The organism is Pseudomonas sp. GW821-FHT01D09 (genome assembly GCF_059422465.1).
Genome location: NZ_JBWKWY010000013.1, coordinates 21,412 through 46,410 on the forward strand (window position 1 = coordinate 21,412; position 24,999 = coordinate 46,410).

Below are 24,999 nucleotides of genomic sequence, written 5' to 3' on the forward strand. Positions count from 1 at the left end.
GGCTTGCAGGAGGCCGCCGTGTCGATTCATGTCGCGTTGCACCACGTTACGCATTACCGCTACGACCGCGCTGTGGAGCTTGGCCCGCAGATTGTGCGTCTGCGCCCGGCGGCCCATAGCCGCACGCGGATCCTGTCCTACGCGTTGAAGGTGCTGCCCGAGCAGCATTTCATCAATTGGCAGCAAGACCCTCAGGGCAATTACCTGGCGCGCCTGGTGTTCCCGGAAAAGACCGACGAGTTGCGCATCGAGGTCGACCTGGTGGCCGAGATGGCGGTGTTCAATCCGTTCGACTTTTTCCTTGAGCCCTACGCCGAAAAAATCCCCTTGCGCTACGCCGCCGACGAGCAGCGTGAGCTGGCGCCGTATCTGGAAACCCTGCCGCTGACGCCAAAATTCGCTGCGTACCTGGCCGGTATTGACCGTACGCCGCTGCCGGCCGTGGATTTCCTGGTTGGCCTCAACCAGCGCCTAGCGGCCGATATCGGCTACCTGATCCGTATGGAGCCCGGTGTACAAACCCCGGAGTGCACCCTGGAAAACGCCTCCGGTTCCTGCCGTGACTCGGCCTGGCTGCTGGTGCAATTGCTGCGCAACCTGGGGTTGGCGGCGCGCTTTGTCTCCGGCTACTTGATCCAGCTGACCGCTGACGTCAAGGCCCTCGACGGTCCGTCCGGCACCGAAGTGGATTTCACCGACCTGCATGCCTGGTGCGAAGTGTATTTGCCCGGCGCCGGCTGGATCGGCCTGGATGCCACCTCCGGCCTGTTCGCCGGTGAAGGCCATATCCCGCTGGCCTGTAGTCCCGATCCATCGTCTGCCGCTCCGATCAGTGGGCTGGTGCAGCCGTGCGAGTGCGAATTTACCCACGAGATGTCGGTGGAGCGCATCTGGGAAGCGCCGCGCGTCACCAAGCCCTACACCGAAGAACAATGGCTGGCGATCCAGGCCCTGGGCCGGCAGATCGATGGTGACCTGCTCAAGGACGATGTGCGCCTGACCATGGGCGGCGAGCCGACGTTTGTGTCCATCGACGACCCCGACGGTGCCGAGTGGAACACCGCGGCCTTGGGCCCGGACAAGCGCCGGCTGTCCGCCGAGCTGTTCCAGCGCATGCGCAAGCACTATGCGCCCAAGGGCCTGGTGCATTTCGGCCAGGGCAAGTGGTACCCGGGCGAGCAACTGCCGCGCTGGTCCCTCAACTGCCATTGGCGTCGCGATGGTGTGCCGGTCTGGCACAACGACGCACTGATCGCCGATGAGCAGCAGGACTACGGCACTGATGAGGTGATGGCCGGGCGTTTCCTGGCGAGCATTGCCGAGCGCCTGCAGTTGCCGGCGCGCTTTGTGTTCCCGGCCTTCGAGGACAATTTCTACTACCTGTGGCGCGAAGGTGCCTTGCCGCAGAATGTCAGCGCCCTGGATTCACGCCTGGACGATGAACTGGAGCGCGAACGCCTGCGCAAGGTGTTCAGCCAGGGCCTGGATAAAGTTATCGGCCATGTGCTGCCCCTGGCGCGCACGGCGGCCAATGACCGCTGGCAGAGTGGCCGTTGGTACCTGCGCGACACCCATTGCCGGCTGGTGCCCGGTGATTCGCCGCTGGGCTATCGCCTGCCCCTGGCTTCGCAGCCCTGGGTGACGGCGGCAGATTACCCCTTTGTGCACCCCACCGATCCCAATCAGGATCTGCCGGCGCTGGCCATCAGCGCGTCAGGCCCGGGCGAGCCGGCCCCCAGCGACGAGCGTGTGCCCAAGGTCGACGAGTCTGCCGACTGGCTGACCCGCACCGCCTTGTGCGCCGAAGCGCGAGGGGGGCGGCTCTACCTGTTTATGCCGCCTCTGGAGCGGGTCGAGGATTACCTGGAACTGGTAAGCGTCATCGAGGCCACTGCCCAGGAGTTGTATTGCCCGGTGTTGCTGGAAGGCTACGAGCCGCCGAGTGATCCACGCCTGAGCAACTTCCGCGTGACGCCCGACCCGGGTGTGATCGAAGTCAATGTGCAGCCGTCCGCCACCTGGGACGAATTGGTGGAACGCACCGAGTTCCTCTATGAAGAGGCCCGGCAAACCCGCCTGACCACTGAAAAATTCATGATCGACGGGCGCCACACCGGCACCGGCGGCGGCAACCACTTCGTGTTGGGTGGGGCCACGCCCAAGGACTCGCCGTTCCTGCGCCGCCCGGACCTGCTGCGCAGCCTGATCAGCTACTGGCATAACCATCCGTCGTTGTCGTACCTGTTTTCCGGGCTGTTTATCGGCCCGACCTCCCAGGCGCCACGGGTGGATGAGGCGCGCAACGACGCGCTGTATGAGCTGGAAATCGCCTTCGCGCAGATGCCCGCGCCGGGCGAGGAATGCCCGCCGTGGCGGGTGGACCGCTTGCTGCGCAACCTGCTGATCGACGTCACCGGCAATACCCACCGCGCCGAATTCTGCATCGACAAGCTCTACTCGCCGGATGGCGCCACCGGGCGCCTGGGCCTGCTGGAACTGCGCGCCTTTGAAATGCCGCCCCATGCGCGCATGAGCCTGACCCAACAGTTGCTGCTGCGCGCCCTGGTGGCGCGCTTCTGGCGCGAGCCTTATGCACCGCCAAAGCTGGCGCGCTGGGGCACGGAACTGCACGACCGCTTCTTGCTGCCGCATTTTATCGAGCAGGACTTTGCCGACGTGATCGTCGAGCTCAACGCCGCCGGTTACCCGCTGCGCGCCGAGTGGTTTGCGGCACACCTGGAATTCCGTTTTCCCAAGGTTGGCGACTATGCCGTCAGCGGTATCGAGCTGGAGTTGCGCCAGGCCCTGGAGCCCTGGCATGTGCTGGGCGAAGAGGGCGCGGCGGGGGGCACGGTGCGCTATGTGGATTCCTCCCTTGAACGCTTGCAGGTCAAGCTCAGCGGCCTGCCGCCGCAGCGCTATGTGCTGACCTGCAATGGCGTGGCCGTGCCGCTGCATGCCACCGGCCGGGTGGGCGAGTTCGTCGCGGGTGTGCGCTATCGCGCCTGGCAACCGGCCAATTGCCTGCAGCCGACCATCGGCGTGCATGCGCCGTTGGTCTTTGATCTGCTGGATACCTGGATGCAGCGCTCCCTGGGCGGTTGCCAGTACCACGTGGCCCATCCGGGCGGGCGCAATTACGACAGCTTGCCGGTCAATGCCAACGAAGCGGAGAGCCGGCGCATGGCACGGTTCTTCCGTTTGGGCCACAGCCCGGGCAAATTGCCGGTGCCGGCGCTGGTGATCAACGATGAACTTCCGATGACCCTGGATCTGCGGCGCTTCGCCAATAAAAATGACTAAACACAACTCCACCTATAGGAGCGGGCTTATGTGGGAGCGGGCTTGCCCGCGATGACCGAGTATCAGCCAGTACAGGCATTGGCTGACGCACTGCTATCGCGAGCAAGCCCGCTCCCACACACGGCCAGTTTCCACAGAGGATTTGCAGTGTTTGTTAGGTTAATCTGACTTCCCTTGCCCCTGCCGAGCGTTCCATGTCCGACTTGCTCGACCGTTACCCGCTGACTGCGGGCACTTATCACGAACTGCTGGATGACAGCGGTGCAGTGCGCGCCCATTGGCGGCGTTTGCTCGACCATCTGCAACGCAGCACCCCGGCGCAACTGGCCCAGCGCCAGGCCCTGCTGACCCGGCAGATCCAGGAAAACGGCGTGACCTACAACGTCTACGCCGACCCCAAGGGCGCCGACCGCCCCTGGGAGCTGGACTTGCTGCCCCATGTGCTGGCAGCGGATGAGTGGGCGCAGTTGTCGGCGGGCATTGCCCAGCGCGCACGGTTGCTCAATGCGGTGCTGGCCGACCTGTATGGCCCGCAACGCCTGATTGCCGAAGGCTTGCTGCCGGCAGAGCTGGTGTTTGGGCATAACAACTTCCTGTGGCCTTGCCAGGGTATCCAGCCGCCCGATGGGGTGTTCCTGCACCTATACGCGGTGGACCTGGCGCGCACCCCGGATGGCCGCTGGTGGGTTACGGCGGACCGTACCCAGGCCCCGTCCGGCGCCGGGTATGCCCTGGAAAACCGCACCATCGTTTCCCGCGCCTTCCCGGATTTGTATCGCGACTTGCAGGTGCAGCACCTCACCGGGTTCTTCCGCACCCTGCAGGAAACCCTGGCCCGCCAGGCCCCCGGCGATGACCAGCCGCCGCTGATCGTGCTGCTGACTCCGGGGCGCTTCAATGAAAGCTATTTCGAGCACCTGTACCTGGCCCGCCAGCTTGGCTACCCCCTGGTAGAGGGCGGCGACCTGACCGTGCGCGACAGCACCGTGTACCTGAAAACCCTCAGCGGCCTGCGCCGCGTGCACGCGATCATGCGCCGGCTGGACGATGACTTCTGCGACCCCCTGGAACTGCGCACCGACTCGGCCCTGGGCGTGCCCGGCCTGCTGGGCGCGGTGCGCCAGGGCAATGTGCTGGTGGCCAATGCCCTGGGCGCCGGCGTGCTGGAGTCCCCTGGCCTGTTGGGTTTCCTGCCGAAGATCAATCAGTTTTTGTTTGGCGAAGCACTGATCCTGCCGTCCATCGCCACCTGGTGGTGCGGCGAAGCGCCAGTACTGGCCGAAGCCCTGGAAAAACTGCCGGAGCTGCTGATCAAGCCGGCGTTCCCCTCGCAAAGTTTTGCCCCGGTGTTTGGCCGCGACCTGAACGACGAACAGCGCCAGGCCCTGGCCGTACGCATGCAGGCGCGTCCATACGCCTACGTGGCCCAGGAGCTGGCGCAACTGTCCCAGGCGCCGGTCTGGCACACCGTGGATGATCATCTGCAACATCGCGCCATCGGCATGCGCATGTATGCGGTAGCCAGTGAAGACGGCTACCGGGTGTTGCCGGGCGGCCTGACCCGCGTGGCGGCGCAGGCGGACGCCGAAGTGGTGTCGATGCAGCGGGGTGGGGCGAGCAAGGACACCTGGGTGCTGGGCGAACGTGCCCCCGGTGGCGAGCAATGGCGCGCGCAACGGGTGATAGGCACCCATGACCTGGTGCGCCGCGATCCGTACTTGCCTTCGCGGGTGGTGGAGAACCTGTTCTGGTTCGGCCGTTACTGCGAGCGCTGCGATAACAGTGCGCGCTGGCTGCGCATCGTGCTCGCCCGCTATGTCGATGGTGACGACCCGCTGGCCCTGCAGGCCGCCGTAGAACTTGGTGAGAGCCTGCGACTGCTGCCGGAGGAGGGCGAGTTGCCTGAACGGCTGCTGGAGGCCCTGCTCGGTGATGACTGGCCGTCAAGCCTGCGCGCCAACCTGCAGCGTTTGCAGTGGGCGGCGTCCCAGGTGCGCGGCAAGCTGTCCCGGGAGAACTGGCAGGCCCTGGTGGAGTTGCAGCGCGAAGCCCTGGAGCTGGAAAGCGAGGCCCCGGACTTCGGCCAATTGCTGGACTTCCTCAACCGCCTGGTGATGTCCCTGGCGGCCTTGTCCGGCTTTGCCCTCGACGACATGACCCGCGACGAAGGCTGGCGCTTTTTGATGATGGGCCGGCGCATCGAGCGCCTGCAATTTCTCAGCAGCAGCCTCGCGGCCTTCCTGCGCGGTGTGGCGGTGTTCGACCAGGCGGGGCTGGAGTGGTTGCTGGAGCTGGGCAACAGCAGTATCACCTACCGTTCGCGCTATCTGGCGGTGCCGCAATTGATTCCGGTGCTGGACCTGTTGCTGCTGGATGAACAGAACCCCCATGCGGTGCTGTTCCAGCTCAAGCTGGTGAGCCGCACCCTGCGCCGCCTCAACGATGACTTCGGCGTGCCCCGCGAGACCGGGCTGGCGCCGCTGGTGGAACGCCTGTCGCGCTTTGACCTGGGCTGCCTGGAAAACCCGTTGTTTGGCGATGCCAGCGTGCGCGCGGCCCTCGATGGCCTGGCGGACCTGTTGCAGGCGGTCGCCGATGAGAGCGGGCAGGTCTCCGACCGCCTGGCCCTGCGCCATTTTGCCCATGTGGATGATGTCAGCCAGCAAACGGTGTCTGTGTGATGAGCGCGCGCTACCAGATTTTCCACGATACCCATTACCACTACGACAGCCCGGTGTCCCTGGCCCAGCAACTGGCGCACTTGTGGCCGCGCCCGTGTGCCTGGCAGCGCTGCACCTCGCGGCAACTGGAGATCAGCCCCGAGCCGACGGCGCGCCGCGATGAGCTGGACGTGTTTGGCAACCCGATCACCCGGCTGGCATTCGAGCGGCCCCATGACGAACTGCTGGTCAACGCCGGGTTGACCGTGGAAGTGCTGGCCCGGCCCGTGCTGGACTTCAGCCAGTCACCGCCCTGGGACCAGACCCGCAACAGCCTGAGCTACAGTGGCCAGCCGTTGTCGGCGCAGGCGATCGAGGCGTGCCGCTATCGTTTCGAGTCGCCCTACGTGCATTTGAAGAAAAACTTCGTCGCGTTCTCCGAGAGCTGCTTTCCGGCTGGCCGCCCGCTGTTGCTGGGGGTGCAGGCGTTGATGGAGAAGATTTTCAGCGAGTTCACTTTCGATGCCGAAGCCACCCAGGTCGCCACGCCGCTGGTGGAGGTGCTGGAGCGCCGAAGGGGGGTGTGCCAGGACTTTGCCCATCTGATGCTCGCCTGCCTGCGCTCACGGGGCCTGGCGGCGCGCTATATCAGTGGTTACCTGCTGACCCAGCCGCCACCCGGCCAGCCACGGCTGATCGGCGCCGATGCGTCGCACGCATGGGTCTCGGTGTTTTGCCCGCTGTCGGGCTGGGTGGATTTTGATCCGACCAACAATGTGCAGCCGGCGCTGGAGCACATCACCCTGGCCTGGGGCCGGGATTTTTCCGATGTCTCGCCGTTGCGCGGGGTGATCCTGGGAGGGGGCAGCCATGACCCGGAAGTGCGGGTGACGGTGATGCCGCTGGAATAACCGATGCGGTAGGGCCAATGCACCCGTGGCGAACGCGCTGTATGTGGCGCGCGTTTGCCACAGGTCAGGTATTCATTGGGCTTGTTGCTCAGGCCTCGGGTGCCTGGTCTTTCGGTGTTTGGGTATCGTCAGCCACCACTGCACCTTCGGCATCCGGGTTCAGTGCGCCTGCTTCTTCGTCGGCCGCAGCTTTCTTGCGTTGCAGCTTTTCCTCTTTCTTCTGTTCCTTGGCCAAGTCTCTTTGACGTTTGGCGAAGGAGTAATTAGGTTTTGCCATGGGCGATCCTCTGGGGTCGAAGGTGAGGTTGAGCGGCGGGTATTCTGCCTTTAAACGTGCCCCAAGGGTTAATCGGGTTTCAGAATCGCCTCTGCTGCTTAAACGTTAGTCCAGATTAACCGTTTCGTAAGTACCACTGGCGCCACAGGCGTAAGCGGCAAGCAGGCTGCATAACAGGCTATTGAGGTGCATGGCTCGGACTCCAGAAGGGGGGTGATGGGCCGATCATAAGCAGCGTGCGGCACTTTGGCCGGTTGATTCTGTCGATCAGTCTGATAGCCTAAAGTTGTATACAATTTGTTGATTCAGATCATTGGAACATCTGCCTGCCTCAGGCACCCTTGTCGCATATGCGTTTTCTAAACCCTGCCTTGGAGATTCACATGTTTGCCAAAATCGTTGCTGTTTCCCTGCTGACTCTGGCTAGCGGCCAGTTGCTTGCTGCAGAGTGCAAGGTCACTGTCGACTCCACCGACCAAATGTCCTTCGACACCAAGGCCATTGAAATCGATAAGAGCTGCAAGACGTTCACCGTTGAGCTGAAGCACTCCGGCAAGCTGCCAAAGAACGTCATGGGCCATAACTGGGTACTGACCACCGAAGCCGATATGCAGCCGGTTGCAACCGAGGGCATGGCCGCCGGTATCGACAACGATTATCTGAAAAAAGACGACGCCCGCATCATCGCCCATACCAAGATTATCGGCGCCGGCGAGACCGACTCGGTGACTTTCGACGTGTCCAAGCTCAAGGCTGACGGCAAGTACATGTTCTTCTGCTCGTTCCCAGGCCACATCTCGATGATGAAAGGCACTGTGACCCTGAAGTAAGGCCACAGACCGCGTTATCGTGCATCGCAGGCAAGCCCGCTCCCACATTTTGATGTGTGAATACATTCAAATGTGGGAGCGGGCTTGCCCGCGATAGCGGCCTGACAATCAATACACAACCACCAAGCCTACCTCAAGGCGCAAACGGCATCACCCGCTTGTGCCCAGTCTTGCGATAGGTCTCGCAGATAATCCTGAACGCTTCCTCGCGCACCGCTTCGCCGTGCAGGAATGCATCGATCTCGGTATAGGTCACGCCATGGGACGCTTCATCCGGCTTGCCCGGTGACAGGTCTTCCAGGTCGGCCGTCGGGATCTTCTCCACCAGCGACTCGGGCGCACCAAAGTACCGCGCAATCGCGCGTACCTGGTTTTTCACCAGCCCGCTCAACGGTGCCAGGTCGCAGGCGCCATCACCAAACTTGGTGAAAAAGCCCATCACCGCTTCCGCCGCATGGTCGGTGCCGATCACCAGGCCGCTCGCAGCGCCGGCGATGGTGTATTGCGCGACCATGCGCATCCGTGCCTTGGTATTGCCCAGCACAAAATCACGGGACATCGCCGCCTTGCCTTCAAAGGCCGCCACTTCATTGGCCAGGGCCTTGACCGCCGGGCCGATATTGACCGTGTGGCGTTCGTCGGGGTTGATAAAGTCGACGCTGGCCTGGGCATCGTGTTCGTCGAACTGGGTCTCGTAAGGCAGGCGCACCGCAATAAAACGGTAGGCCTCATCGCCTGTGCGGGCACGCAGCTCTTTCATTGCCCGTTGGGCCAAGAGGCCGGCGGTCAGGGAGTCGACGCCGCCGCTGATGCCCAGCACCAGGCTCTTGAGCCCCGAGTTGAGTAGGCAGTCCTGGATAAAGGTAATCCGCCTGGCCACTTCGGCTTCAAGGGCGGCGTGGTCCTGGAACGGTGGTTGGACCTTGAGCTGTTGGGCAATCTCACGCTGTACGGCTTGCATGATTCACTCCTCGCTAGAGATGGCAGGTACTTTGAAAACGTGGCGCAGATAGGCGACGAAGTTCGGATCCGTGCAGTGGGTCTTGCCCGCTTCATCAGAGATCTTCGCCACGGGCTGGCCATTGCAGGCAGTCATTTTAAGCACGATGCTCATCGGTTCCACACCCGGAATGTCACAGGTCAGGTTGGTGCCGATGCCAAAGCTGACATTGATCCGCCCCCGCAGCGCGCGGAAAATCTCCAGGGCCTTGGGCAGCGTCAGGCTGTCGGAGAACACCAGGGTCTTGCTCATCGGCTCGATGCCCAGCTTGTGGTAATGGGCGATGGCTTTTTCGGCCCACTGCACCGGGTCGCCGGAGTCATGGCGCAGGCCATCGAACAGCTTGGCGAAGTACAGATCGAAATCGCTGAGGAAGGCATCGGTGGTGATGCAGTCGGTCAGGGCGATCCCCAAGAGGCCCCGGTACTCGCGGACCCAGCAGTCGAGGGCGGCGATCTGGCTGTCGATCAGCCGCGGGCCCAGTTGCTGGTGGGCCATGATCCATTCGTGGGCCATGGTGCCCAAAGGCTTCATGTCCAGCTCGCGGGCCAGGTGCACGTTGCTGGTGCCGACGAAACGCCCGGGGAAGTCATGCTTGAGCACATTCACCACTTCCTCCTGCACGCGGTAGGAGAAACGCCGGCGGGTGCCGAAGTCCGCGACCTGCAACTCAGCCAGCTCGTCGCTGCTGGCGTTGGCGGTCAGCCAGTCGAACTTGCGATACAGCTGCTCGCGGGCCTGCTCCAGGATGATGCTCTGGTAGCGATAGCGGTTGCGCACTTCGCTGACGATGGCCAGCAGCGGCACTTCAAACAGGATCACATGCAGCCACGGGCCACGCAGGCGGATAAACAACTCGCCGTTCTCGATGCCGGTCTGCACATAGCGCAGGTTGAAGCGGAACAGGCCGAGGAAGCGCAGGAAGTCCGGCTTCATAAAGCTGATGCGTTCCAGGAAGCCCAACTGGTCGGGGCTCAGGCTCAACTCGGCCAGGCGCTCGATCTGGTAGCGGATTTCTGCCAGATAGGGGCGCAGGTCTTCGCTGTTACGGCAACGGAATTCCCATTCAACTTCCACGTTGGGATAGTTGTGCAGCACCGCCTGCATCATGGTCAGCTTGTAGAAGTCGGTGTCGAGCAGGTTCTGCACGATGCGATCGGCAAACACACTCTCGCTCATAACGGGAATCTCCAAACAAGAATGGCGCTAGTGGCGCATAGACCTGTGTTGTTTTGCCAGAGGTTTTTTTGTCGTGGCCTCTGGCGTCATCGCTGGCAAGCCAGCTCCCACAGGAGAATGCATGCCAAATGTGGGAGCTGGCTTGCCAGCGATGGCGGTATTCCAGGCGCTAAACAGCCTGCTCCATCATCCACTTCACAAAGTCCCGCACCTTGGGCACCTCGGCCGAATGTTCCGGGTACGCCAGGTAGTACGCATCCTGGCTGGGCATTGCATGCTGCCAGGGGATCACCAACTTGCCGTCGGCCAGCTCTTCCTCCACCAGAAACCGTGGCAACAACGCCACGCCACAGCCCACCTGCGCGGCGCGGATGCACATATAGAAGGTGTCAAAGCGCGGCCCATGGTAGCTGTGCTCGGTCTGGTAGCCGAGGCTGGCGAACCAGTCGTGCCAGCCCTGGGGGCGCGAGGCATTTTGCAGCAGCACCAACTCGCTCAGTTGCGTGGGGTCGCTCAAGGGCTGGGCCGGTAGGCTGTCGGGGGCGCATACCGGCACCAGTTCCTCGCTGAACAGCTTCAGGCTCTCGGTGCCTGGCCTTGCGCCTGTGCCGAAGTAGAAGGCCAGGTCGGCCTTGCCTTGCAGCAACTCGTCCGGCGTCTGCTCGTTGCACAGGTCCAGGTGGATCTGCGGGTGGCGCAGGCGCCAGCCCTTGAGCCGTGGCACCAGCCAGCGCGCGCCAAAGGTGTAGGGCGTGGACACCCGTAGTACTTCGGTCTCGCCGCCGTAGGAGCGCAGGTAGTGGGTCGACATCTCCACCTGGCTCAGGATCTTGCGCACTTCCACCAGGTACAGGTCGCCTGCCGGGGTCATCTGCAAGCGCCGACGCACCCGGCGAAACAGCAGGTGCTGCAGCAACTCTTCCAATTGCGCGACCTGCTTGCTGACGGCGCTCTGGGTGAGGTTCAACTCCTCGGCGGCGCGGGTGAAGCTCAGGTGGCGGGTCACGGCCTCGAAGCATTGCAGGGCGGTGATCGAGGGCAAATGTCTTTTATTGAGCACGGCACGCCTCTTTGGGGTTTGCATGAATAAACGGAATGATATCTCGCCTAATCGTCGTTTGTTGGCAAGCCTGGGGCCAGCTACAAATAAGGTCTGGATCGTCGTGCGGGGCGCGGCGCAATTTTTCTTGCTGGATTGAAGGAGTGACCCATGGTTGCCGCATTGCTTGATCGTCTCGGCGTAGACCCGGCGTTGTACCAGGCGGGGAAACAGCCTGTGCATTCGCCTATCGATGGCAGCCGCATTGCCAGTGTGCACTGGGAGGGCGCGGCCGAGGTCGAACAGCAGGTCAGTCGCGCCGAGCATGCATTCGACGCCTGGCGCAAGGTGCCGGCGCCTCGTCGCGGTGAACTGGTGCGCCAGTTCGGCGACCTGCTGCGCAAGTACAAGGCCGACCTGGGCGAGCTGGTGTCCTGGGAAGCCGGCAAGATCACCCAGGAAGGCCTGGGTGAAGTGCAGGAAATGATCGATATCTGCGATTTCGCCGTGGGCCTGTCGCGCCAACTGTACGGTTTGACCATCGCCTCCGAGCGCCCTGGCCACCATATGCGTGAAACCTGGCACCCGCTGGGCGTGGTGGGCGTGATCAGCGCCTTCAACTTCCCCGTGGCGGTGTGGGCGTGGAACACCGCGCTGGCCCTGGTGTGCGGCAACGCGGTGATCTGGAAACCCTCGGAAAAGACCCCACTCACCGCCCTGGCCTGCCAGGCTTTGTTCGAGCGGGTGGCGAAGAACTTCAGCGACGCGCCGCCCTATCTCAGCCAGGTGGTCATCGGTGGGCGCGATGCCGGCGCCGCCCTGGTGGACGACCCGCGCGTGGCGCTGATCAGCGCCACCGGCAGCACGCGCATGGGGCGCGAAGTGGCGCCCAAGGTCGCCGCACGGTTTGCCCGCAGCATTCTGGAGTTGGGCGGCAATAACGCGATGATCCTCGGCCCCAGCGCCGACCTGGACATGGCTGTGCGCGCCATCCTGTTCAGCGCGGTCGGCACGGCTGGCCAGCGCTGCACCACCTTGCGCCGGCTGATCGCCCACGAGTCGGTCAAGGAAGACATCGTCACGCGGCTCAAGGCTGCCTATGCCAAGGTGCGCATCGGTCACCCGCTGCAAGGCAACCTGGTCGGCCCGCTGATCGACAAACACAGCTTTGAAAATATGCAGGACGCCCTGGAACAGGCCTTGAGCGAAGGCGGCAAGGTGTTTGGCGGCAAGCGCCAGTTGCAGGAGCAGTTCCCCAATGCTTACTACGTGTCGCCGGCCATTGTGGAAATGCCCGAGCAGAGCGATGTGGTGTGCAGCGAGACGTTTGCGCCGATTCTGTATGTGGTGGGCTACAAGGACTTCACCGAGGCGTTGCGCCTGAATAACGCCGTGCCGCAGGGCCTGTCGTCGTGCATCTTTACCACCGATGTACGCGAGGCCGAGCAGTTCATGTCGGCGGTGGGCAGTGATTGCGGGATTGCCAACGTCAATATCGGGCCGAGTGGCGCGGAGATTGGCGGCGCGTTTGGCGGCGAGAAAGAAACCGGCGGCGGGCGTGAATCGGGCTCGGATGCGTGGCGTGGGTATATGCGTCGGCAGACCAATACCGTGAACTATTCGCTGGAACTGCCGTTGGCCCAGGGCATTACCTTCGACTGAGCCTCCAGCCGAAATGCGGTCAATGTGGGAGCTGGCTTGCCTGCGATGGCGATGGCGATGGCGAATCCAATACCGCTATCGCAGGCAAGCCAGCTCCCACAGTTGATCGGGTTTGCAGTTCAACAATTGTTTGTTAGGTCTCATCCCGGAGTCTGGCAATGCCATTACGCGAAGCGTGTTTGTGGGAACACCTGACCCCTGGCCGGCCGGATCGCGCCGCGCTCACGGGCGAAGTAAAAGCCGATGTGTGCGTGATCGGCGCCGGTATCACCGGTTTGTCAGCGGCCATCCATCTGCTGGAGCAAGGTAAAAGCGTGTGCGTGCTGGAGGCCCATCGCACCGGCCATGGTGGCTCGGGGCGTAACGTTGGCCTGGTCAACGCCGGGATGTGGATCCCCCCGGACGAGATCGAAGCGGGTTTCGGCACGGCGGTGGGCAGCCAGCTCAACCGCATGCTTGGCGCAGCGCCGTCCCTGGTGTTCAGCCTGATCGACCAGTACCAGATTGATTGCCAGCTGCGCCGCGAGGGCACGTTGCACATGGCGCACAACGCCCGTGGCGAAGCCGACCTGCGCAGCCGCGAGGAACAATGGAAGCGCCGTGGCGCGCCCGTGGAGCTGCTGACCGGTGCTGCGTGCGCGCAGGCCACCGGCACCCAAAAGATTGCCGCCGCCTTGCTCGACCGGCGTGCCGGCACCTTGAACCCGATGGCCTACACCAGTGGCCTGGCCAATGCCGCGGTGGGCCTGGGCGGGCAGTTGTTCGATCATTCGCCGGTGACCCAACTGGAGCGCCAGGGCCAGTACTGGTCTGTGCAAACGGCCCAGGGCGCGGTGCAGGCGGCCCAAGTGGTGATTGCTTCCAACGCCTACACCGAAGGTGAATGGACCGAGCTGCGGCGCAATTTTTTCCCCGGTTATTACTATCAGGTGGCCTCCGCGCCCTTGAGCGATGCTGCCGCGCAACAGATCCTGCCGGGCGGCCAGGGCTCCTGGGATACCCGCCAGGTGCTGAGCAGCATCCGCCGCGATGCCGAGGGGCGGTTATTGCTGGGCAGCCTGGGCAACGGCAGCCAGAAACCCACCTGGTTCCTCAAGGCCTGGGCCGATCGCGTACAGCAACACTATTTCCCGTTCCTCAAGGCGGTGGACTGGGAATACACCTGGACCGGCTGCATCGCCTTCACCCCGGACCACCTGATGCGCCTGTTCGAGCCGGCGCCCGGTTTGGTGGCCGTCACCGGCTACAACGGGCGCGGCGTGACCACCGGGACGGTGGTGGGCAAGGCGTTTGCCGACTACCTGTGTCACCACAATCCCCAGGCCCTGCCGATTCCATTCGCCCCCATGCAGCCGCTGGCCGGGGCGGGCCTGCGCAGTTGCCTGTATGAAGCCGGGTTTTCCCTGTATCACGCCGGCCAATGCCTGCGAATTGTCATCTGATCAGCGAAATACCCCTCAAAAGCCGGCATTTTCTTAGCCGGCTACTAATCTGTATTGGTGCGAGTCGTAGCAGTGGCGCACTGTAAATGTGCACTTCCGTTACGCCCGTGGTTACAGATGCCTGAAGGGGCGCTTGATGGCTGGCTGACATCAGTCCAATGGGTGGGTTTCACTCTTTCGGGTCTCAGGTTGCACCTCTGCGTTGCAGAGGGTTGCACGTCCCGGCAAAAAGGCACCGAAACGCCTGTAATAACAATGACACCGTGTCTTTTTGAAATATAAAAACGCAATGGCACGCCGCTTGCTCTCAGCTTTCAAGTGAAAGTTTGCAGTGAAATTGCAGTGCCCATTCAATAAAAAACTCGGAGCACCACTCATGTCCCAGACGTTTTACAAGAAAGGTTTCCTGGCCCTCGCGGTAGCTGCCGCGCTGGGTGTTTCTACGTTTGTTCAGGCTGATGTGAAGATTGGCGTGGCAGGTCCCATGACCGGTGCCAACGCGGCCTTCGGTGAGCAGTACATGAAGGGTGCCCAGGCGGCAGCCGATGTGATCAACAAGGCGGGCGGGATCAACGGCGAGCAGATCAAGCTGGTGGCCGGTGACGATGCGTGCGAACCCAAGCAGGCCGTGGCCGTGGCCAACCGTCTGGCCGACCAGGACAAAGTGATCGGCGTGGTCGGGCACTTCTGCTCGTCGAACACCATTCCAGCCTCCGAGGTGTACGACGAAGCGGGCATCATCGCCATCACTCCAGGCTCTACCAACCCACAAGTGACCGAGCGTGGCCTGGGCGCCATGTTCCGCATGTGCGGGCGTGACGACCAGCAGGGTATCGTGGCCGGCGACTACATCGTCGATGTGCTCAAGGGCAAGAAAGTCGCGGTCATCAACGACAAGGACACCTACGGCAAAGGCCTGGCCGATGCCACCGCAACCCAGTTGACCAAGCGCGGCGTCAAGCCGGTGCTGGAAGAAGGCCTGACCCGTGGCGAGAAAGACTTCAGCGCCCTGGTCACCAAGATCCGTTCACTGGGGGCCGACGTTGTGTACTTCGGCGGCCTGCACCCGGAAGCCGGTCCACTGGTGCGCCAGATCCGTGAAGCCGGCCTCAACGACGTCAAGTTCATGTCCGACGATGGTGTGGTGACCGACGAACTGGTGGCGACCGCCGGCGGTGCGCAGTATGTCGATGGCGTCTACATGACCTTCGGCGCCGACCCGCGCCTGCTGCCAGACAGCAAGGCCGTGGTGGAAGAGTTCCGCAAGAACGGCACCGAGCCTGAAGGCTACACCCTGTACGCCTACGCCTCGATCCAGGCCCTGGCGGCCGGCTTCAACGGCGCCAAGTCCAACAAGGGCGAAGACGCGGCCAAGTGGCTCAAGGCCAACCCGGTGCAAACCGTGATGGGCAAGAAGGAATGGGATGCCAAGGGTGACCTGAAAGTCTCCGACTACGTGGTTTACCAGTGGGACAAGAACGGCAAATACCACCAGTTGGAAAAGCAGAAGTAATCAACCAGCCACCACCGACCCCTTGTGGGAGCCGGGCTTGCCCGCGATGACGGACTGACAGCCAGCACCTGTGTTGAATGTGAGACCGCTATCGCCGGCAAGCCAGCTCCCACACTGGATCGCGGTTGCCCGGGCCATTGCGTCCGGCACCCAATCTGTCTTTTCCTCCAGAAGGGCCGCACACCCAAGGGTGTGCAGGTTCTCACCGCGTGAGATTGCGTTATGGATGGTATTTTCCTGCAGCAACTGGTCAACGGCCTGACCCTCGGGTCGGTCTACGGCCTGATCGCCATCGGCTACACAATGGTCTATGGCATCATTGGCATGATCAACTTCGCCCACGGCGAGGTTTATATGATTTCCGCTTACCTCGCGGCGATCAGTCTGGCACTGCTGGCTTACTTTGGCCTCGAATCCTTCCCGCTGCTCATTCTTGGCACCCTGGTGTTCACCGTCGTCGTCACCGGCGTCTATGGTTGGGTCATCGAGCGTGTCGCCTACAAACCGTTGCGTAACTCCACGCGCCTGGCCCCGCTGATCAGCGCCATCGGCATTTCGCTGATCCTGCAGAACTACGCGCAGATCGCCCAGGGCGCCAAGCAACAAGGCATTCCCACCCTGCTGGCCGGCGCCTGGCGCGTCGATATCGGCACCGGGTTCGTGCAGTTGACCTACACCAAGGTCTTCATCCTGGTCGCGGCCTTTGCCGGCATGGCGCTGCTGACCTACATCATCAAGTACACCAAGCTGGGCCGCATGTGCCGCGCGACTCAGCAAGACCGCAAGATGGCCTCGATCCTGGGGATCAACACCGACCGCGTGATCTCCTACGTGTTTGTCATCGGTGCTGCCATGGCGGCCCTGGCCGGTGTGCTGATCACCCTCAACTACGGCACGTTCGACTTCTATGCCGGCTTTATCATCGGCATCAAGGCATTTACCGCAGCGGTACTCGGCGGCATCGGCTCCCTGCCTGGGGCGATGCTGGGCGGGATCATCCTGGGGATTTCCGAGTCGCTGTTCTCGGGGTTGATCAACTCTGACTACAAAGACGTGTTCAGTTTCTCCCTGCTGGTGGTGATTCTGATTTTCCGTCCCCAGGGCCTGCTTGGTCGCCCGCTCGTGGCGAAGGTGTAAACATGTCTGCTGCCAAATCTATCGATATCAAGAAAAGTGTGGTCGATGCGGTCCTTGCCGGGCTGATTTCGCTGATCGTGTTCGGGCCCATCGTCGGTGTGGTCCTGGACGGCTACAGCTTCAACCTGGAACCGGCCCGCGTCGGCTTGCTGGTGGCCATTGTCATGGCCGGGCGCCTGGTCATGAGCCTGTTCCTGCAAACCCCCAAGGGCTTGAAGATCCTCCAGGGTTTTGAAAGCTCGGGCTCCGGGGTGCATGTGCTGGCGCCGGACTACAAGTCGCGGCTGCGCTGGATCATCCCGGCGCTGATCGTGATCGCCATTGTCTTTCCGTTTTTCGCCAACAAGTACCTGCTGACCGTGGTGATCCTCGGGCTGATCTACGTGTTGCTCGGGCTGGGCCTGAACATCGTGGTCGGCCTGGCCGGGCTGCTCGACCTGGGCTACGTGGCGTTCTACGCCATCGGCGCCTATGGCTTGGCCCTGGGTTACCAGTACCTCGGGCTGGGGTTTTGGACGGTGCTGCCACTGGCGGCCATCGCGGCGGCGTTGGCCGGATGTATTCTCGGATTCCCGGTGTTACGCATGCACGGTGACTACCTGGCCATCGTGACCCTGGGCTTTGGTGAAATCATCCGCCTGGTGCTCAATAACTGGCTGTCGTTTACCGGTGGGCCCAATGGCATGCCGGTGCCATCGCCGACCTTCCTCGGCCTGGAATTTGGCCGGCGCGCCAAGGAAGGCGGGGTGCCGTTCCATGAGTTCTTTGGCATTGCCTACAACCCCAACGTGAAGTTCCTGTTTATCTACATCGTGCTGTTCCTGGTGGTGCTGGCCGTGCTGTACATCAAGCACCGCCTGACCCGCATGCCGGTGGGCCGCGCCTGGGAAGCTTTGCGTGAGGATGAGATCGCCTGCCGCTCCATGGGCCTGAACCATGTGCTGGTCAAGCTCTCGGCCTTCACCATCGGCGCCTCGACGGCCGGCCTGGCCGGGGTGTTCTTTGCCAGCTACCAGGGCTTCGTCAATCCGTCTTCGTTCACCTTCTTCGAGTCGGCGTTGATCCTGGCCATCGTGGTACTGGGCGGCATGGGCTCGACGGTGGGCGTGGTGATTGCCGCGTTCGTGCTGACCGTGGCGCCTGAGTTGCTGCGCAGCTTCTCCGAGTACCGGGTGTTGCTGTTTGGCGTGTTGATGGTGGTGATGATGATCTGGCGGCCACGGGGCCTGATTCGGATCAGCCGTAGCGGTGTGACACCACGCAAGGGGGTGGCGCCATGAGCAAGGAAGTGGTCCTCAACGTGGAACACCTGATGATGCACTTCGGTGGCATCAAGGCCTTGAGCGATGTGAGCCTCAAGGTCGAACGCAACTCGATCTTCGCTCTGATCGGCCCCAACGGCGCGGGCAAGACCACGGTGTTCAACTGCCTGACCGGCTTCTACACGGCCAGCGGCGGCAAGATCGAACTCAACATCCGTGGCAAGCAGACCAACGTGATCCAGTTGCTTGGCGAGCGCTTCAAGTCTACCGACTTCGTGTCGCCCAAAAGCTTTTTCAGCCGGGTGTACTACAAGATGTTCGGCGGCACCCACCTGGTGAACCGCGCCGGCCTGGCGCGCACCTTCCAGAACATTCGCCTGTTCAAGGAAATGTCAGTGGTGGAAAACCTGCTGGTGGCCCAGCACATGTGGGTCAACCGCAACATGCTGGCGGGCATCCTCAACACCAAGGGCTACCGCAAGGCAGAAAGCGATGCGCTGGACCACGCCTTTTACTGGCTGGAAGTGGTGGACCTGGTGGACTGTGCCAACCGCCTGGCTGGCGAGCTGTCCTACGGCCAGCAGCGCCGCCTGGAAATCGCCCGCGCCATGTGCACCCGGCCGCAGATCATCTGCCTGGACGAACCGGCGGCGGGCCTCAACCCCCAGGAAACCGAAGCCCTCAGTGCAATGATTCGCCTGCTGCGCGATGAACACGACCTCACCGTGGTGCTGATTGAACATGACATGGGCATGGTGATGAGTATTTCCGACCATATTGTGGTGCTGGACCACGGCAACGTCATCGCCGAGGGTGGGCCGGAAGCGATCCGCAACGACCCGAAAGTGATCGCGGCCTACCTGGGCGCCGATGAAGAGGAGTTGGTATGAGTACGCCTATCCTCGAAATGAAGGACCTGGATGTGTTTTATGGCCCGATCCAGGCCCTGAAAAAAGTCTCGCTGCACATCGACGAGGGCGAGACCGTGAGCCTGATCGGCTCCAACGGCGCGGGCAAGTCCACGCTGCTGATGTCGATCTTCGGCCAGCCGCGGGCCGAGTCCGGGCAGATCCTCTACCAGGGCGTGGACATTACCCACAAGTCGTCCCACTACATCGCCTCCAACGGCATCGCCCAGTCCCCGGAAGGGCGGCGGGTGTTCCCTGACATGACCGTCGAGGAGAACCTGCTGATGGGCACCATCCCCATTGGTGACAAGCACGCCAGCGAGGATATGCAGCGCATGTTCGAGCTGTTTCCACGGCTCAAGGAGCGGCGTAACCAGCGGGCGATGACCATGTCCGGTGGCGAGCAGCAAATGCTCGCCATCGCCCGGGCGCTGATGAGCCGGCCCAAGCTGTTGCTGCTCGATGAACCGAGCCTGGGGTTGGCGCCGATCGTGGTGAAGCAGATCTTCGCCACCTTGCGCGAACTGGCGGCTACCGGGATGACCATCTTTCTGGTGGAACAGAACGCCAACCATGCGTTGCGCCTGTCTGACCGGGCGTATGTGATGGTCAACGGCGAAATCCGCCTGACCGGTACGGGCAAGGAACTGCTGGTGAACGAGGAAGTGCGCAACGCCTACCTCGGTGGGCACTAACCCGCGCTGATCGCTCCCACGCTCTGCGTGGGAGCGCATCCTGTGACGCTGCGCATCACGCTTTGGGACGCAGAGCGTCCTTGGCGGCATTCCCACGCGGGGCGTGGGAACGATCATCGTCCACAGGCCTTCCGGCAAATTGTGGAAAACAAATCCACACACCCTCCAAAGCGCGACATATAGCCGCCGCAAATCCCTGTTTTGTCACGCAAATGACTTGTCCCCATCCACTGTGGAACCGGCTGTGGGTAACATGGGAGTAGCTGGCTGAAAGCCTTTATTTACGTGGCTTGCAGCGTGGTGGTTGTTTTTTGATCAGGGGCTTTTTCATGAGGTGTCGCAAGTTTTGTCAACCTGTTCATAGACACAGGTATATGACCGAAACATGACCTCCAGGCCTGTGGATAAGTCTGTGGTTAAACTCTGGAAAGACCTGTGTAGGGGCCGGATTTACTGGCCTGGAGCCATGCCTCCTGGCGTGTCCTCCTGCATGGGCCTACATATGCCCCGCCCAAGGTCAAGCAAAAAACTTTTTGAATCGCCCTGAAAGCCTTGTACACAGCGGCCTGGAGGGTTTTGTACTTGCCCCCAAAGACTGTGGGCGCAGCTGTGGATAACCTGCGCGCACATGGCTGCAAGCCACGGTTCATAAGGCTCTACGTCAAGCGGTTAAAAAATGATCAGGTATGGGGTGGCGGGTGTGCATAGCGGTTGCCGCGGCGGCGGCGTAAGGGCATCCTGCTGGCTGATTTTTCCCGATGCCCACAAGGAGAACACCATGTCCGACACGCTGTTTATTACTGGCGCCACCTCAGGTTTCGGCGAAGCCTGTGCCCGTCGCTTTGCCGAGGCAGGCTGGAAACTGGTGCTCACCGGCCGGCGTGCCGAGCGCTTGAATGCCCTGGTCGAAGAGCTTTCCAAGCAAACCGAGGTGCATGGCCTGGTGGTGGACGTGCGTGACCGCAAGGGCATGGAAGAGGCGATTGCCAACCTGCCGGCGTCGTTCAGCAAGCTGCGCGGGCTGATCAACAACGCGGGCCTGGCCGTGGGCACCGACCCGGCGCCCAAGTGCAGCCTCGACGATTGGGAGACCATGGTCGACACCAACATCAAGGGCCTGCTGACCACCACCAGCCTGTTGCTGCCGCGCCTGATCGCCCATGGCCGTGGCGCCGGGATCGTCAACCTGGGCTCCATCGCCGGCAACTACCCGTACCCGGGCAGCCACGTGTATGGCGGCTCCAAGGCGTTCGTCAAACAGTTCTCCCTGAACCTGCGCTGCGACCTGCAAGGCACCGGCGTGCGTGTGACCAACATCGAACCGGGCCTGTGCGAGAGCGAGTTCTCCCTGGTGCGCTTCGGCGGTGACCAGGCGCGTTACGACGCCACCTACGCCGGCGCCGAGCCGATCCAGCCGCAGGACATTGCCGACACCATCTTCTGGGTGCTGAACACCCCGGCGCACGTGAACATCAACCGCCTGGAGCTGATGCCGGTGAGCCAGACCTGGGCTGGGTTTGCGATTGAGCGTGGGGCCAAGTAAGGCTCGTAAAGGCGTCAAATCGGTCAAAACAGGGCATAAGGTACACTCTCCTCCTGGAAACCCCACCGCACCCAGCGGTTTAAAGGTTTTGACAGGAGGATATGTGAGTAACCGAGGTGAGCAGGCACTGCTCAAACAATCGACGATCCTGATGTTCGCCGTGGCGATCGCCGGGATTGTCACGGGTGTGATATCAGGCGCCCAATCCATTTTATTCGACGGTTTTTTCTCGTTGATCGCGACCTTTATCAAGGTGCTGATGCTGATCACGGCCAAGCTGATCGCCAAGAAAAGCAACGACCGCTTCCAGTTCGGCTACTGGCACCTGGAACCGATGGTGTTGCTGATCGAAGGCAGTTTCCTGCTGTTGATCGCCATCTACGCGTTTCTCAACGGGGTGTTCGGCATTATCAATGGCGGGCGCGAAATCGAGTTGGGGCTGGTGATCATCTACGCTGCGGTGTTTACCGTGGTTGAGTTCGCCTACTTCTTCTATGTGCGCCACCGCAACCGCAAGCTGCAGTCGTCGCTGATCCAGTTCGACAACATCAGTTGGCTGGTAGACGCGATGCTCTCTGTGGGCCTGCTGGTGAGCTTCCTCGCCGCGCTGCTGCTCAAGTCCCAGGGCTATGGCGAGTGGGCGGTGTATGTCGACCCCTTGATCCTGATCCTGCTGGCCCTGAGCATGCTGGCGCCGGCCTTGAAGATCCTGCGCCCGGCCTTGCGCGATGTGCTGGGGATTGCCCCCGACCAGTTGGACGACAAGGTGCGCGAAGTGATGGACGCGGCCCAGGCCCGGCATGGTTTCGAGGACTACGTGTCCTACGTGCAGAAACACGGGCGGGCGCGGTTTATCGAGATTCATGTGGTGCTGTCGGCCGATTACCCGGTGGATAAGGTCGCGACGCTCGACGGGCTGCGTGAAGAGATATCCACAGGGCTGGGCGCGGCGGACAAGGCACGGTGGTTGACGATCAGCTTTACTGGGGACCGCAAGTGGATTGCTTGATCGGCCGTTAGACCGAGGTGAGGCTATCGCAGGCAAGCCAGCTCCCACATTGTTGATGGGTGAACCCCTTCAAGTGTGGGAGCTGGCTTGCCTGCGATGGGGCCAGAAAGATCAGCCGAGAAACTCGCTCAACCCCTGATAGCAGGTCGCCAAATGGTAGGGCGTCGTCGACGGCATATCCCGCCGGCTCACCTCACCCTTGGCATCCAGGCATTCATTCCAGCCCCTGGCATGCAAAAAATGTTGCTGCAACGCCAGCAACTGGCGCTCCAGCACCGCCGCGCTGCCCGGGCGCAAGGTCAATGCCCGCAGGTACTCGGCCTGGGCCCAGATCCGCTGGGTGGCGTCACGCACGCTGCCGTCCAGCGCCAACATGCCACTGACCGCACCGCTCAGGTTATCCACACCCGTTTGCTCGGCATAGGCAAAGGCCCGGCTCAGCGACGTATGCAGGGGCGTGCCACGCAGTACGGGCGAGGATTCCAGCAGGAAAAACCATTCAAACTGATGCCCCGGCTCGAACCAGTTATCCACAGCGCCCAGGGGCTTTTCCATCATCACCCCATGCTGGCGTTCGATAAAGCGCTGCTGCATGGCCGTCGCCAGTGCCAGCAGGGCCTGTTGCACCGCCGCGTCTTCCCGTACGGCGAGGGTGGCAAGCAAGCCTTCGGCCAGATGCATCAGCGGGTTCTGCAGCGGGCCGGACTTGAGGGACGACCAGTTGCGCTCCAGTACCGCCTCATACAGGCCGTCACCCGTGGCAAAGCGCTCGGCGACCACCTCCAGGGCGGCATTGAGCACCGACTCCACCAACGGCTCGCGGACCTTGGCCCAGTAATGGGCGCAGGCGAAGATGATAAAGGCGTGGGTATACAGGTCTTTGCGCTGGTCCAGCGGATTGCCGTGGGGGTCGATGCTGTAGAACCAGCCACCGTGTTCGGCGTCATGGAAGTGCCGTTGCAGCGAGCGAAACAACGCTGCGGCGCGTTCTTGCGCAAACTCTTTGCCTGGCTCGCCGATCAGGCTGGCAAACACATACAACTGCCGGGCACAGGCCATGGCGCGGTAGCGTTGTGGGGGCAAAGGGCGGTGGTCGGCGTCCAGCGCCTCATAGGGCAGCGCCAACTCGGCATTCCAGCCCGGGCCCTGCCAGAGCGGCACGATCAGGTCGTTGAAGTGCGCGAGCACCGCGTTCAATTGAGGTTTGAGGGCAGAGCTTGGAGCGATGGGCATCGGCTGGCGTCGTCACGGCAGGGGTGTTTGCCGCGCATGTTAGCAGGCTTGGGGGCTGCGGTGGTTTTGCTACCGCTATCGCGAGCAAGCCCGCTCCCACATTCGACCCCATTCCAAAGGTACAACTCGGTCAAATGTGGGAGCGGGCTTGCTCGCGATGAGGCCCTCAACAGCACTGCATCACTCAGCCCGCCAGCAACCAGACTCCAGTCGCCGCCGAAGCCGCCCCCGCCACCCGCACCAGCGGCGCCGCCGCAGCCGGCAGGAAACGCACCAGCGCATACCCGGCCGCATGCAGCACCGCCGTCGCCCCGACAAACCCGGCCGCATACGCCCACGGGCTGGTCATATCCGGCAGCTCCAGGCCATGGGCCACGCCATGGAACAGCGCAAACACGGCTGTTGCGGCCACGGCCACCGCCAGCGGTGGGCGAATCGCCAAGGCCACCGCCAGGCCCAGGGCCAATACCGACGCGGCAATCCCGCTTTCCAGGGCCGGCAAGGCCAACCCTTCAAAACCCAGCACGCCACCCAGCAGCATGGTGCCGACAAACGTACACGGCAGCGCCCAGCGCGCCGCGCCTTGTTGCTGCGCCGCCCACAGGCCGACGGCCAGCATCGCCAGCAAATGGTCCAGCCCGCCGAGGGGATGGCTGATACCGGCCACCAGGCCATTGTCGCCATGACCCGGGTGGGCCAGGGCCAGGGTCGGGGCCAGTAGCAGGAGGGCGGCGGCAAACAGGGTGTTGAGGCTCATAAACAGCTCCTTGGTAAGAGGGCTCAGGCTGCGGTCAGCAGGCCCTGGCGTTCGATAAAGGCGACGATTGCTTCCAGGCCAACGCCGGTTTTCTGGTTACTGAACACAAACGGCTTGCCGCCACGCATGCGCTGGGTGTCGCTGTTCATCAGTTCCAGCGAGGCGCCGACCAGCGGCGCCAGGTCGATCTTGTTGATCACCAGCAGGTCCGATTTGCAGATCCCCGGCCCACCTTTGCGCGGCAGCTTGTCGCCGGCCGACACATCGATCACGTAGATCGTCAGGTCCGACAGCTCGGGGCTGAAGGTGGCCGACAGGTTGTCGCCGCCGGACTCCACCAGGATCAGGTCGAGGCCGGGAAAACGCCGGTTCAGTTGATCCACCGCTTCGAGGTTGATCGAGGCATCTTCGCGAATCGCCGTGTGCGGGCAGCCGCCGGTTTCCACACCGATAATGCGCTCGGGCGCCAGGGCCTGGTTGCGCACCAGGAAGTCGGCGTCTTCGCGGGTATAGATATCGTTGGTGACCACCGCCAGGTTGTAGCGATCGCGCAGGGCCAGGCACAGCGCCAGGGTCAGGGCGGTCTTGCCGGAGCCGACGGGGCCGCCGATGCCGACGCGCAAAGGTTGTGTGTTCATG

Annotated in this window: 20 protein-coding genes; 13 read left to right on the forward strand and 7 right to left on the reverse strand. The window is 62.5% G+C overall.

Annotated features, from left to right (window positions below; translation table 11 throughout):
- The first annotated feature begins 18 nt into the window (after positions 1-18).
- The 3 genes from AC07W7_RS13940 to AC07W7_RS13950 all read left to right on the forward strand — a co-directional run bounded on the left by AC07W7_RS13940 (position 19) and on the right by AC07W7_RS13950 (position 6,874).
- Positions 19-3,303, forward strand: a complete 3,285-nt coding sequence (locus AC07W7_RS13940) for a transglutaminase family protein (protein WP_169897365.1) — start codon at positions 19-21, stop codon at positions 3,301-3,303.
- Between the two features lie 194 nt (positions 3,304-3,497).
- Positions 3,498-5,984, forward strand: a complete 2,487-nt coding sequence (locus tag AC07W7_RS13945) for a circularly permuted type 2 ATP-grasp protein (protein WP_076961560.1) — start codon at positions 3,498-3,500, stop codon at positions 5,982-5,984.
- Positions 5,984-6,874, forward strand: coding sequence for a transglutaminase family protein (locus tag AC07W7_RS13950; RefSeq protein ID WP_169863808.1), 891 nt, complete (start codon positions 5,984-5,986; stop codon positions 6,872-6,874). The genes AC07W7_RS13945 and AC07W7_RS13950 overlap by 1 nt, the downstream gene beginning before the upstream one ends.
- An 88-nt stretch (positions 6,875-6,962) precedes the next feature.
- On the opposite strand, the gene AC07W7_RS13955 is transcribed toward AC07W7_RS13950, so the two are convergent.
- Positions 6,963-7,151 carry a hypothetical protein gene (locus AC07W7_RS13955; RefSeq protein WP_076961558.1) on the reverse strand — a complete coding sequence of 63 codons (189 nt, stop codon included), beginning with the start codon at positions 7,149-7,151 and terminating at the stop codon, positions 6,963-6,965.
- A gap of 383 nt (positions 7,152-7,534) precedes the next feature.
- Here AC07W7_RS13955 and azu point away from each other — a divergent pair, with 383 nt between their 5' ends.
- Complete coding sequence (gene azu, locus AC07W7_RS13960; protein WP_076961557.1) at positions 7,535-7,981, forward strand: azurin; 447 nt, start codon at positions 7,535-7,537, stop codon at positions 7,979-7,981.
- A gap of 133 nt (positions 7,982-8,114) precedes the next feature.
- On the opposite strand, the gene nadE is transcribed toward azu, so the two are convergent.
- The 3 genes from nadE to AC07W7_RS13975 form a co-directional block, all read right to left on the reverse strand.
- Positions 8,115-8,942: an NAD(+) synthase gene (gene nadE, locus AC07W7_RS13965; protein WP_495039510.1), complete on the reverse strand. Its 828-nt coding sequence runs from the start codon at positions 8,940-8,942 to the stop codon at positions 8,115-8,117.
- Between the two features lie 3 nt (positions 8,943-8,945).
- On the reverse strand, positions 8,946-10,160 hold the full coding sequence (gene pncB / locus AC07W7_RS13970; RefSeq protein WP_076961555.1) for a nicotinate phosphoribosyltransferase: 1,215 nt from the start codon (positions 10,158-10,160) through the stop codon (positions 8,946-8,948).
- Between the two features lie 169 nt (positions 10,161-10,329).
- A complete protein-coding gene (locus AC07W7_RS13975) occupies positions 10,330-11,220 on the reverse strand; it encodes a LysR family transcriptional regulator (RefSeq protein WP_495039511.1) in 891 nt (296 codons plus the stop codon).
- Between the two features lie 150 nt (positions 11,221-11,370).
- On the opposite strand from AC07W7_RS13975, the gene amaB reads away from it, so the two are divergent.
- The 9 genes from amaB to AC07W7_RS14020 all read left to right on the forward strand — a co-directional run bounded on the left by amaB (position 11,371) and on the right by AC07W7_RS14020 (position 22,370).
- Positions 11,371-12,861 carry an L-piperidine-6-carboxylate dehydrogenase gene (gene amaB / locus AC07W7_RS13980; protein ID WP_099170141.1) on the forward strand — a complete coding sequence of 497 codons (1,491 nt, stop codon included), beginning with the start codon at positions 11,371-11,373 and terminating at the stop codon, positions 12,859-12,861.
- A gap of 158 nt (positions 12,862-13,019) precedes the next feature.
- Positions 13,020-14,303, forward strand: a complete 1,284-nt coding sequence (amaA, locus tag AC07W7_RS13985; RefSeq protein WP_076961552.1) for an L-pipecolate oxidase — start codon at positions 13,020-13,022, stop codon at positions 14,301-14,303.
- Positions 14,304-14,679: 376 nt separating this feature from the next.
- Complete coding sequence (locus AC07W7_RS13990; RefSeq protein WP_169863801.1) at positions 14,680-15,816, forward strand: branched-chain amino acid ABC transporter substrate-binding protein; 1,137 nt, start codon at positions 14,680-14,682, stop codon at positions 15,814-15,816.
- A gap of 222 nt (positions 15,817-16,038) precedes the next feature.
- Positions 16,039-16,953, forward strand: a complete 915-nt coding sequence (locus AC07W7_RS13995; RefSeq protein ID WP_057437447.1) for an ABC transporter permease subunit — start codon at positions 16,039-16,041, stop codon at positions 16,951-16,953.
- Positions 16,954-16,955: 2 nt separating this feature from the next.
- On the forward strand, positions 16,956-18,233 hold the full coding sequence (gene livM / locus AC07W7_RS14000; protein ID WP_057958171.1) for a high-affinity branched-chain amino acid ABC transporter permease LivM: 1,278 nt from the start codon (positions 16,956-16,958) through the stop codon (positions 18,231-18,233).
- A complete protein-coding gene (locus tag AC07W7_RS14005) occupies positions 18,230-19,105 on the forward strand; it encodes an ABC transporter ATP-binding protein (protein ID WP_169863799.1) in 876 nt (291 codons plus the stop codon). The genes livM and AC07W7_RS14005 overlap by 4 nt, the downstream gene beginning before the upstream one ends.
- On the forward strand, positions 19,102-19,818 hold the full coding sequence (locus tag AC07W7_RS14010) for an ABC transporter ATP-binding protein (protein ID WP_057437450.1): 717 nt from the start codon (positions 19,102-19,104) through the stop codon (positions 19,816-19,818). The genes AC07W7_RS14005 and AC07W7_RS14010 overlap by 4 nt, the downstream gene beginning before the upstream one ends.
- 778 nt (positions 19,819-20,596) lie before the next feature.
- Complete coding sequence (locus AC07W7_RS14015; RefSeq protein ID WP_076961549.1) at positions 20,597-21,361, forward strand: SDR family oxidoreductase; 765 nt, start codon at positions 20,597-20,599, stop codon at positions 21,359-21,361.
- Positions 21,362-21,464: 103 nt separating this feature from the next.
- Positions 21,465-22,370, forward strand: a complete 906-nt coding sequence (locus tag AC07W7_RS14020) for a cation diffusion facilitator family transporter (protein WP_495039512.1) — start codon at positions 21,465-21,467, stop codon at positions 22,368-22,370.
- A 111-nt stretch (positions 22,371-22,481) separates the two neighbouring features.
- Here AC07W7_RS14020 and AC07W7_RS14025 read toward each other — a convergent pair whose 3' ends face one another.
- The 3 genes from AC07W7_RS14025 to ureG form a co-directional block, all read right to left on the reverse strand.
- Positions 22,482-23,603 carry an AGE family epimerase/isomerase gene (locus tag AC07W7_RS14025; protein WP_076961547.1) on the reverse strand — a complete coding sequence of 374 codons (1,122 nt, stop codon included), beginning with the start codon at positions 23,601-23,603 and terminating at the stop codon, positions 22,482-22,484.
- Between the two features lie 184 nt (positions 23,604-23,787).
- On the reverse strand, positions 23,788-24,360 hold the full coding sequence (locus tag AC07W7_RS14030) for a HupE/UreJ family protein (protein WP_197883875.1): 573 nt from the start codon (positions 24,358-24,360) through the stop codon (positions 23,788-23,790).
- Between the two features lie 23 nt (positions 24,361-24,383).
- The gene (gene ureG, locus AC07W7_RS14035) at positions 24,384-24,998 is read right to left on the reverse strand and encodes an urease accessory protein UreG (RefSeq protein ID WP_076961545.1); all 615 of its coding nucleotides are present in this window, start codon (positions 24,996-24,998) and stop codon (positions 24,384-24,386) included.
- Position 24,999: the final 1 nt, after the last annotated feature.

Excerpts from the sequence above, each read along its gene's own strand:
- AC07W7_RS13945 (WP_076961560.1), top strand. The coding sequence starts at position 3,498 with ATGTCCGACTTGCTCGACCGTTACCCGCTGACTGCGGGCACTTATCAC.
- AC07W7_RS13950 (WP_169863808.1), top strand. The coding sequence starts at position 5,984 with ATGAGCGCGCGCTACCAGATTTTCCACGATACCCATTACCACTACGAC.
- AC07W7_RS13955 (WP_076961558.1), bottom strand. The coding sequence starts at position 7,151 with ATGGCAAAACCTAATTACTCCTTCGCCAAACGTCAAAGAGACTTGGCC.
- azu (WP_076961557.1), top strand. The coding sequence starts at position 7,535 with ATGTTTGCCAAAATCGTTGCTGTTTCCCTGCTGACTCTGGCTAGCGGC.
- nadE (WP_495039510.1), bottom strand. The coding sequence starts at position 8,942 with ATGCAAGCCGTACAGCGTGAGATTGCCCAACAGCTCAAGGTCCAACCA.
- pncB (WP_076961555.1), bottom strand. The coding sequence starts at position 10,160 with ATGAGCGAGAGTGTGTTTGCCGATCGCATCGTGCAGAACCTGCTCGAC.
- amaB (WP_099170141.1), top strand. The coding sequence starts at position 11,371 with ATGGTTGCCGCATTGCTTGATCGTCTCGGCGTAGACCCGGCGTTGTAC.
- amaA (WP_076961552.1), top strand. The coding sequence starts at position 13,020 with ATGCCATTACGCGAAGCGTGTTTGTGGGAACACCTGACCCCTGGCCGG.
- AC07W7_RS13990 (WP_169863801.1), top strand. The coding sequence starts at position 14,680 with ATGTCCCAGACGTTTTACAAGAAAGGTTTCCTGGCCCTCGCGGTAGCT.
- AC07W7_RS13995 (WP_057437447.1), top strand. The coding sequence starts at position 16,039 with ATGGATGGTATTTTCCTGCAGCAACTGGTCAACGGCCTGACCCTCGGG.
- livM (WP_057958171.1), top strand. The coding sequence starts at position 16,956 with ATGTCTGCTGCCAAATCTATCGATATCAAGAAAAGTGTGGTCGATGCG.
- AC07W7_RS14005 (WP_169863799.1), top strand. The coding sequence starts at position 18,230 with ATGAGCAAGGAAGTGGTCCTCAACGTGGAACACCTGATGATGCACTTC.
- AC07W7_RS14010 (WP_057437450.1), top strand. The coding sequence starts at position 19,102 with ATGAGTACGCCTATCCTCGAAATGAAGGACCTGGATGTGTTTTATGGC.
- AC07W7_RS14015 (WP_076961549.1), top strand. The coding sequence starts at position 20,597 with ATGTCCGACACGCTGTTTATTACTGGCGCCACCTCAGGTTTCGGCGAA.
- AC07W7_RS14025 (WP_076961547.1), bottom strand. The coding sequence starts at position 23,603 with ATGCCCATCGCTCCAAGCTCTGCCCTCAAACCTCAATTGAACGCGGTG.
- AC07W7_RS14030 (WP_197883875.1), bottom strand. The coding sequence starts at position 24,360 with ATGAGCCTCAACACCCTGTTTGCCGCCGCCCTCCTGCTACTGGCCCCG.
- ureG (WP_076961545.1), bottom strand. The coding sequence starts at position 24,998 with ATGAACACACAACCTTTGCGCGTCGGCATCGGCGGCCCCGTCGGCTCC.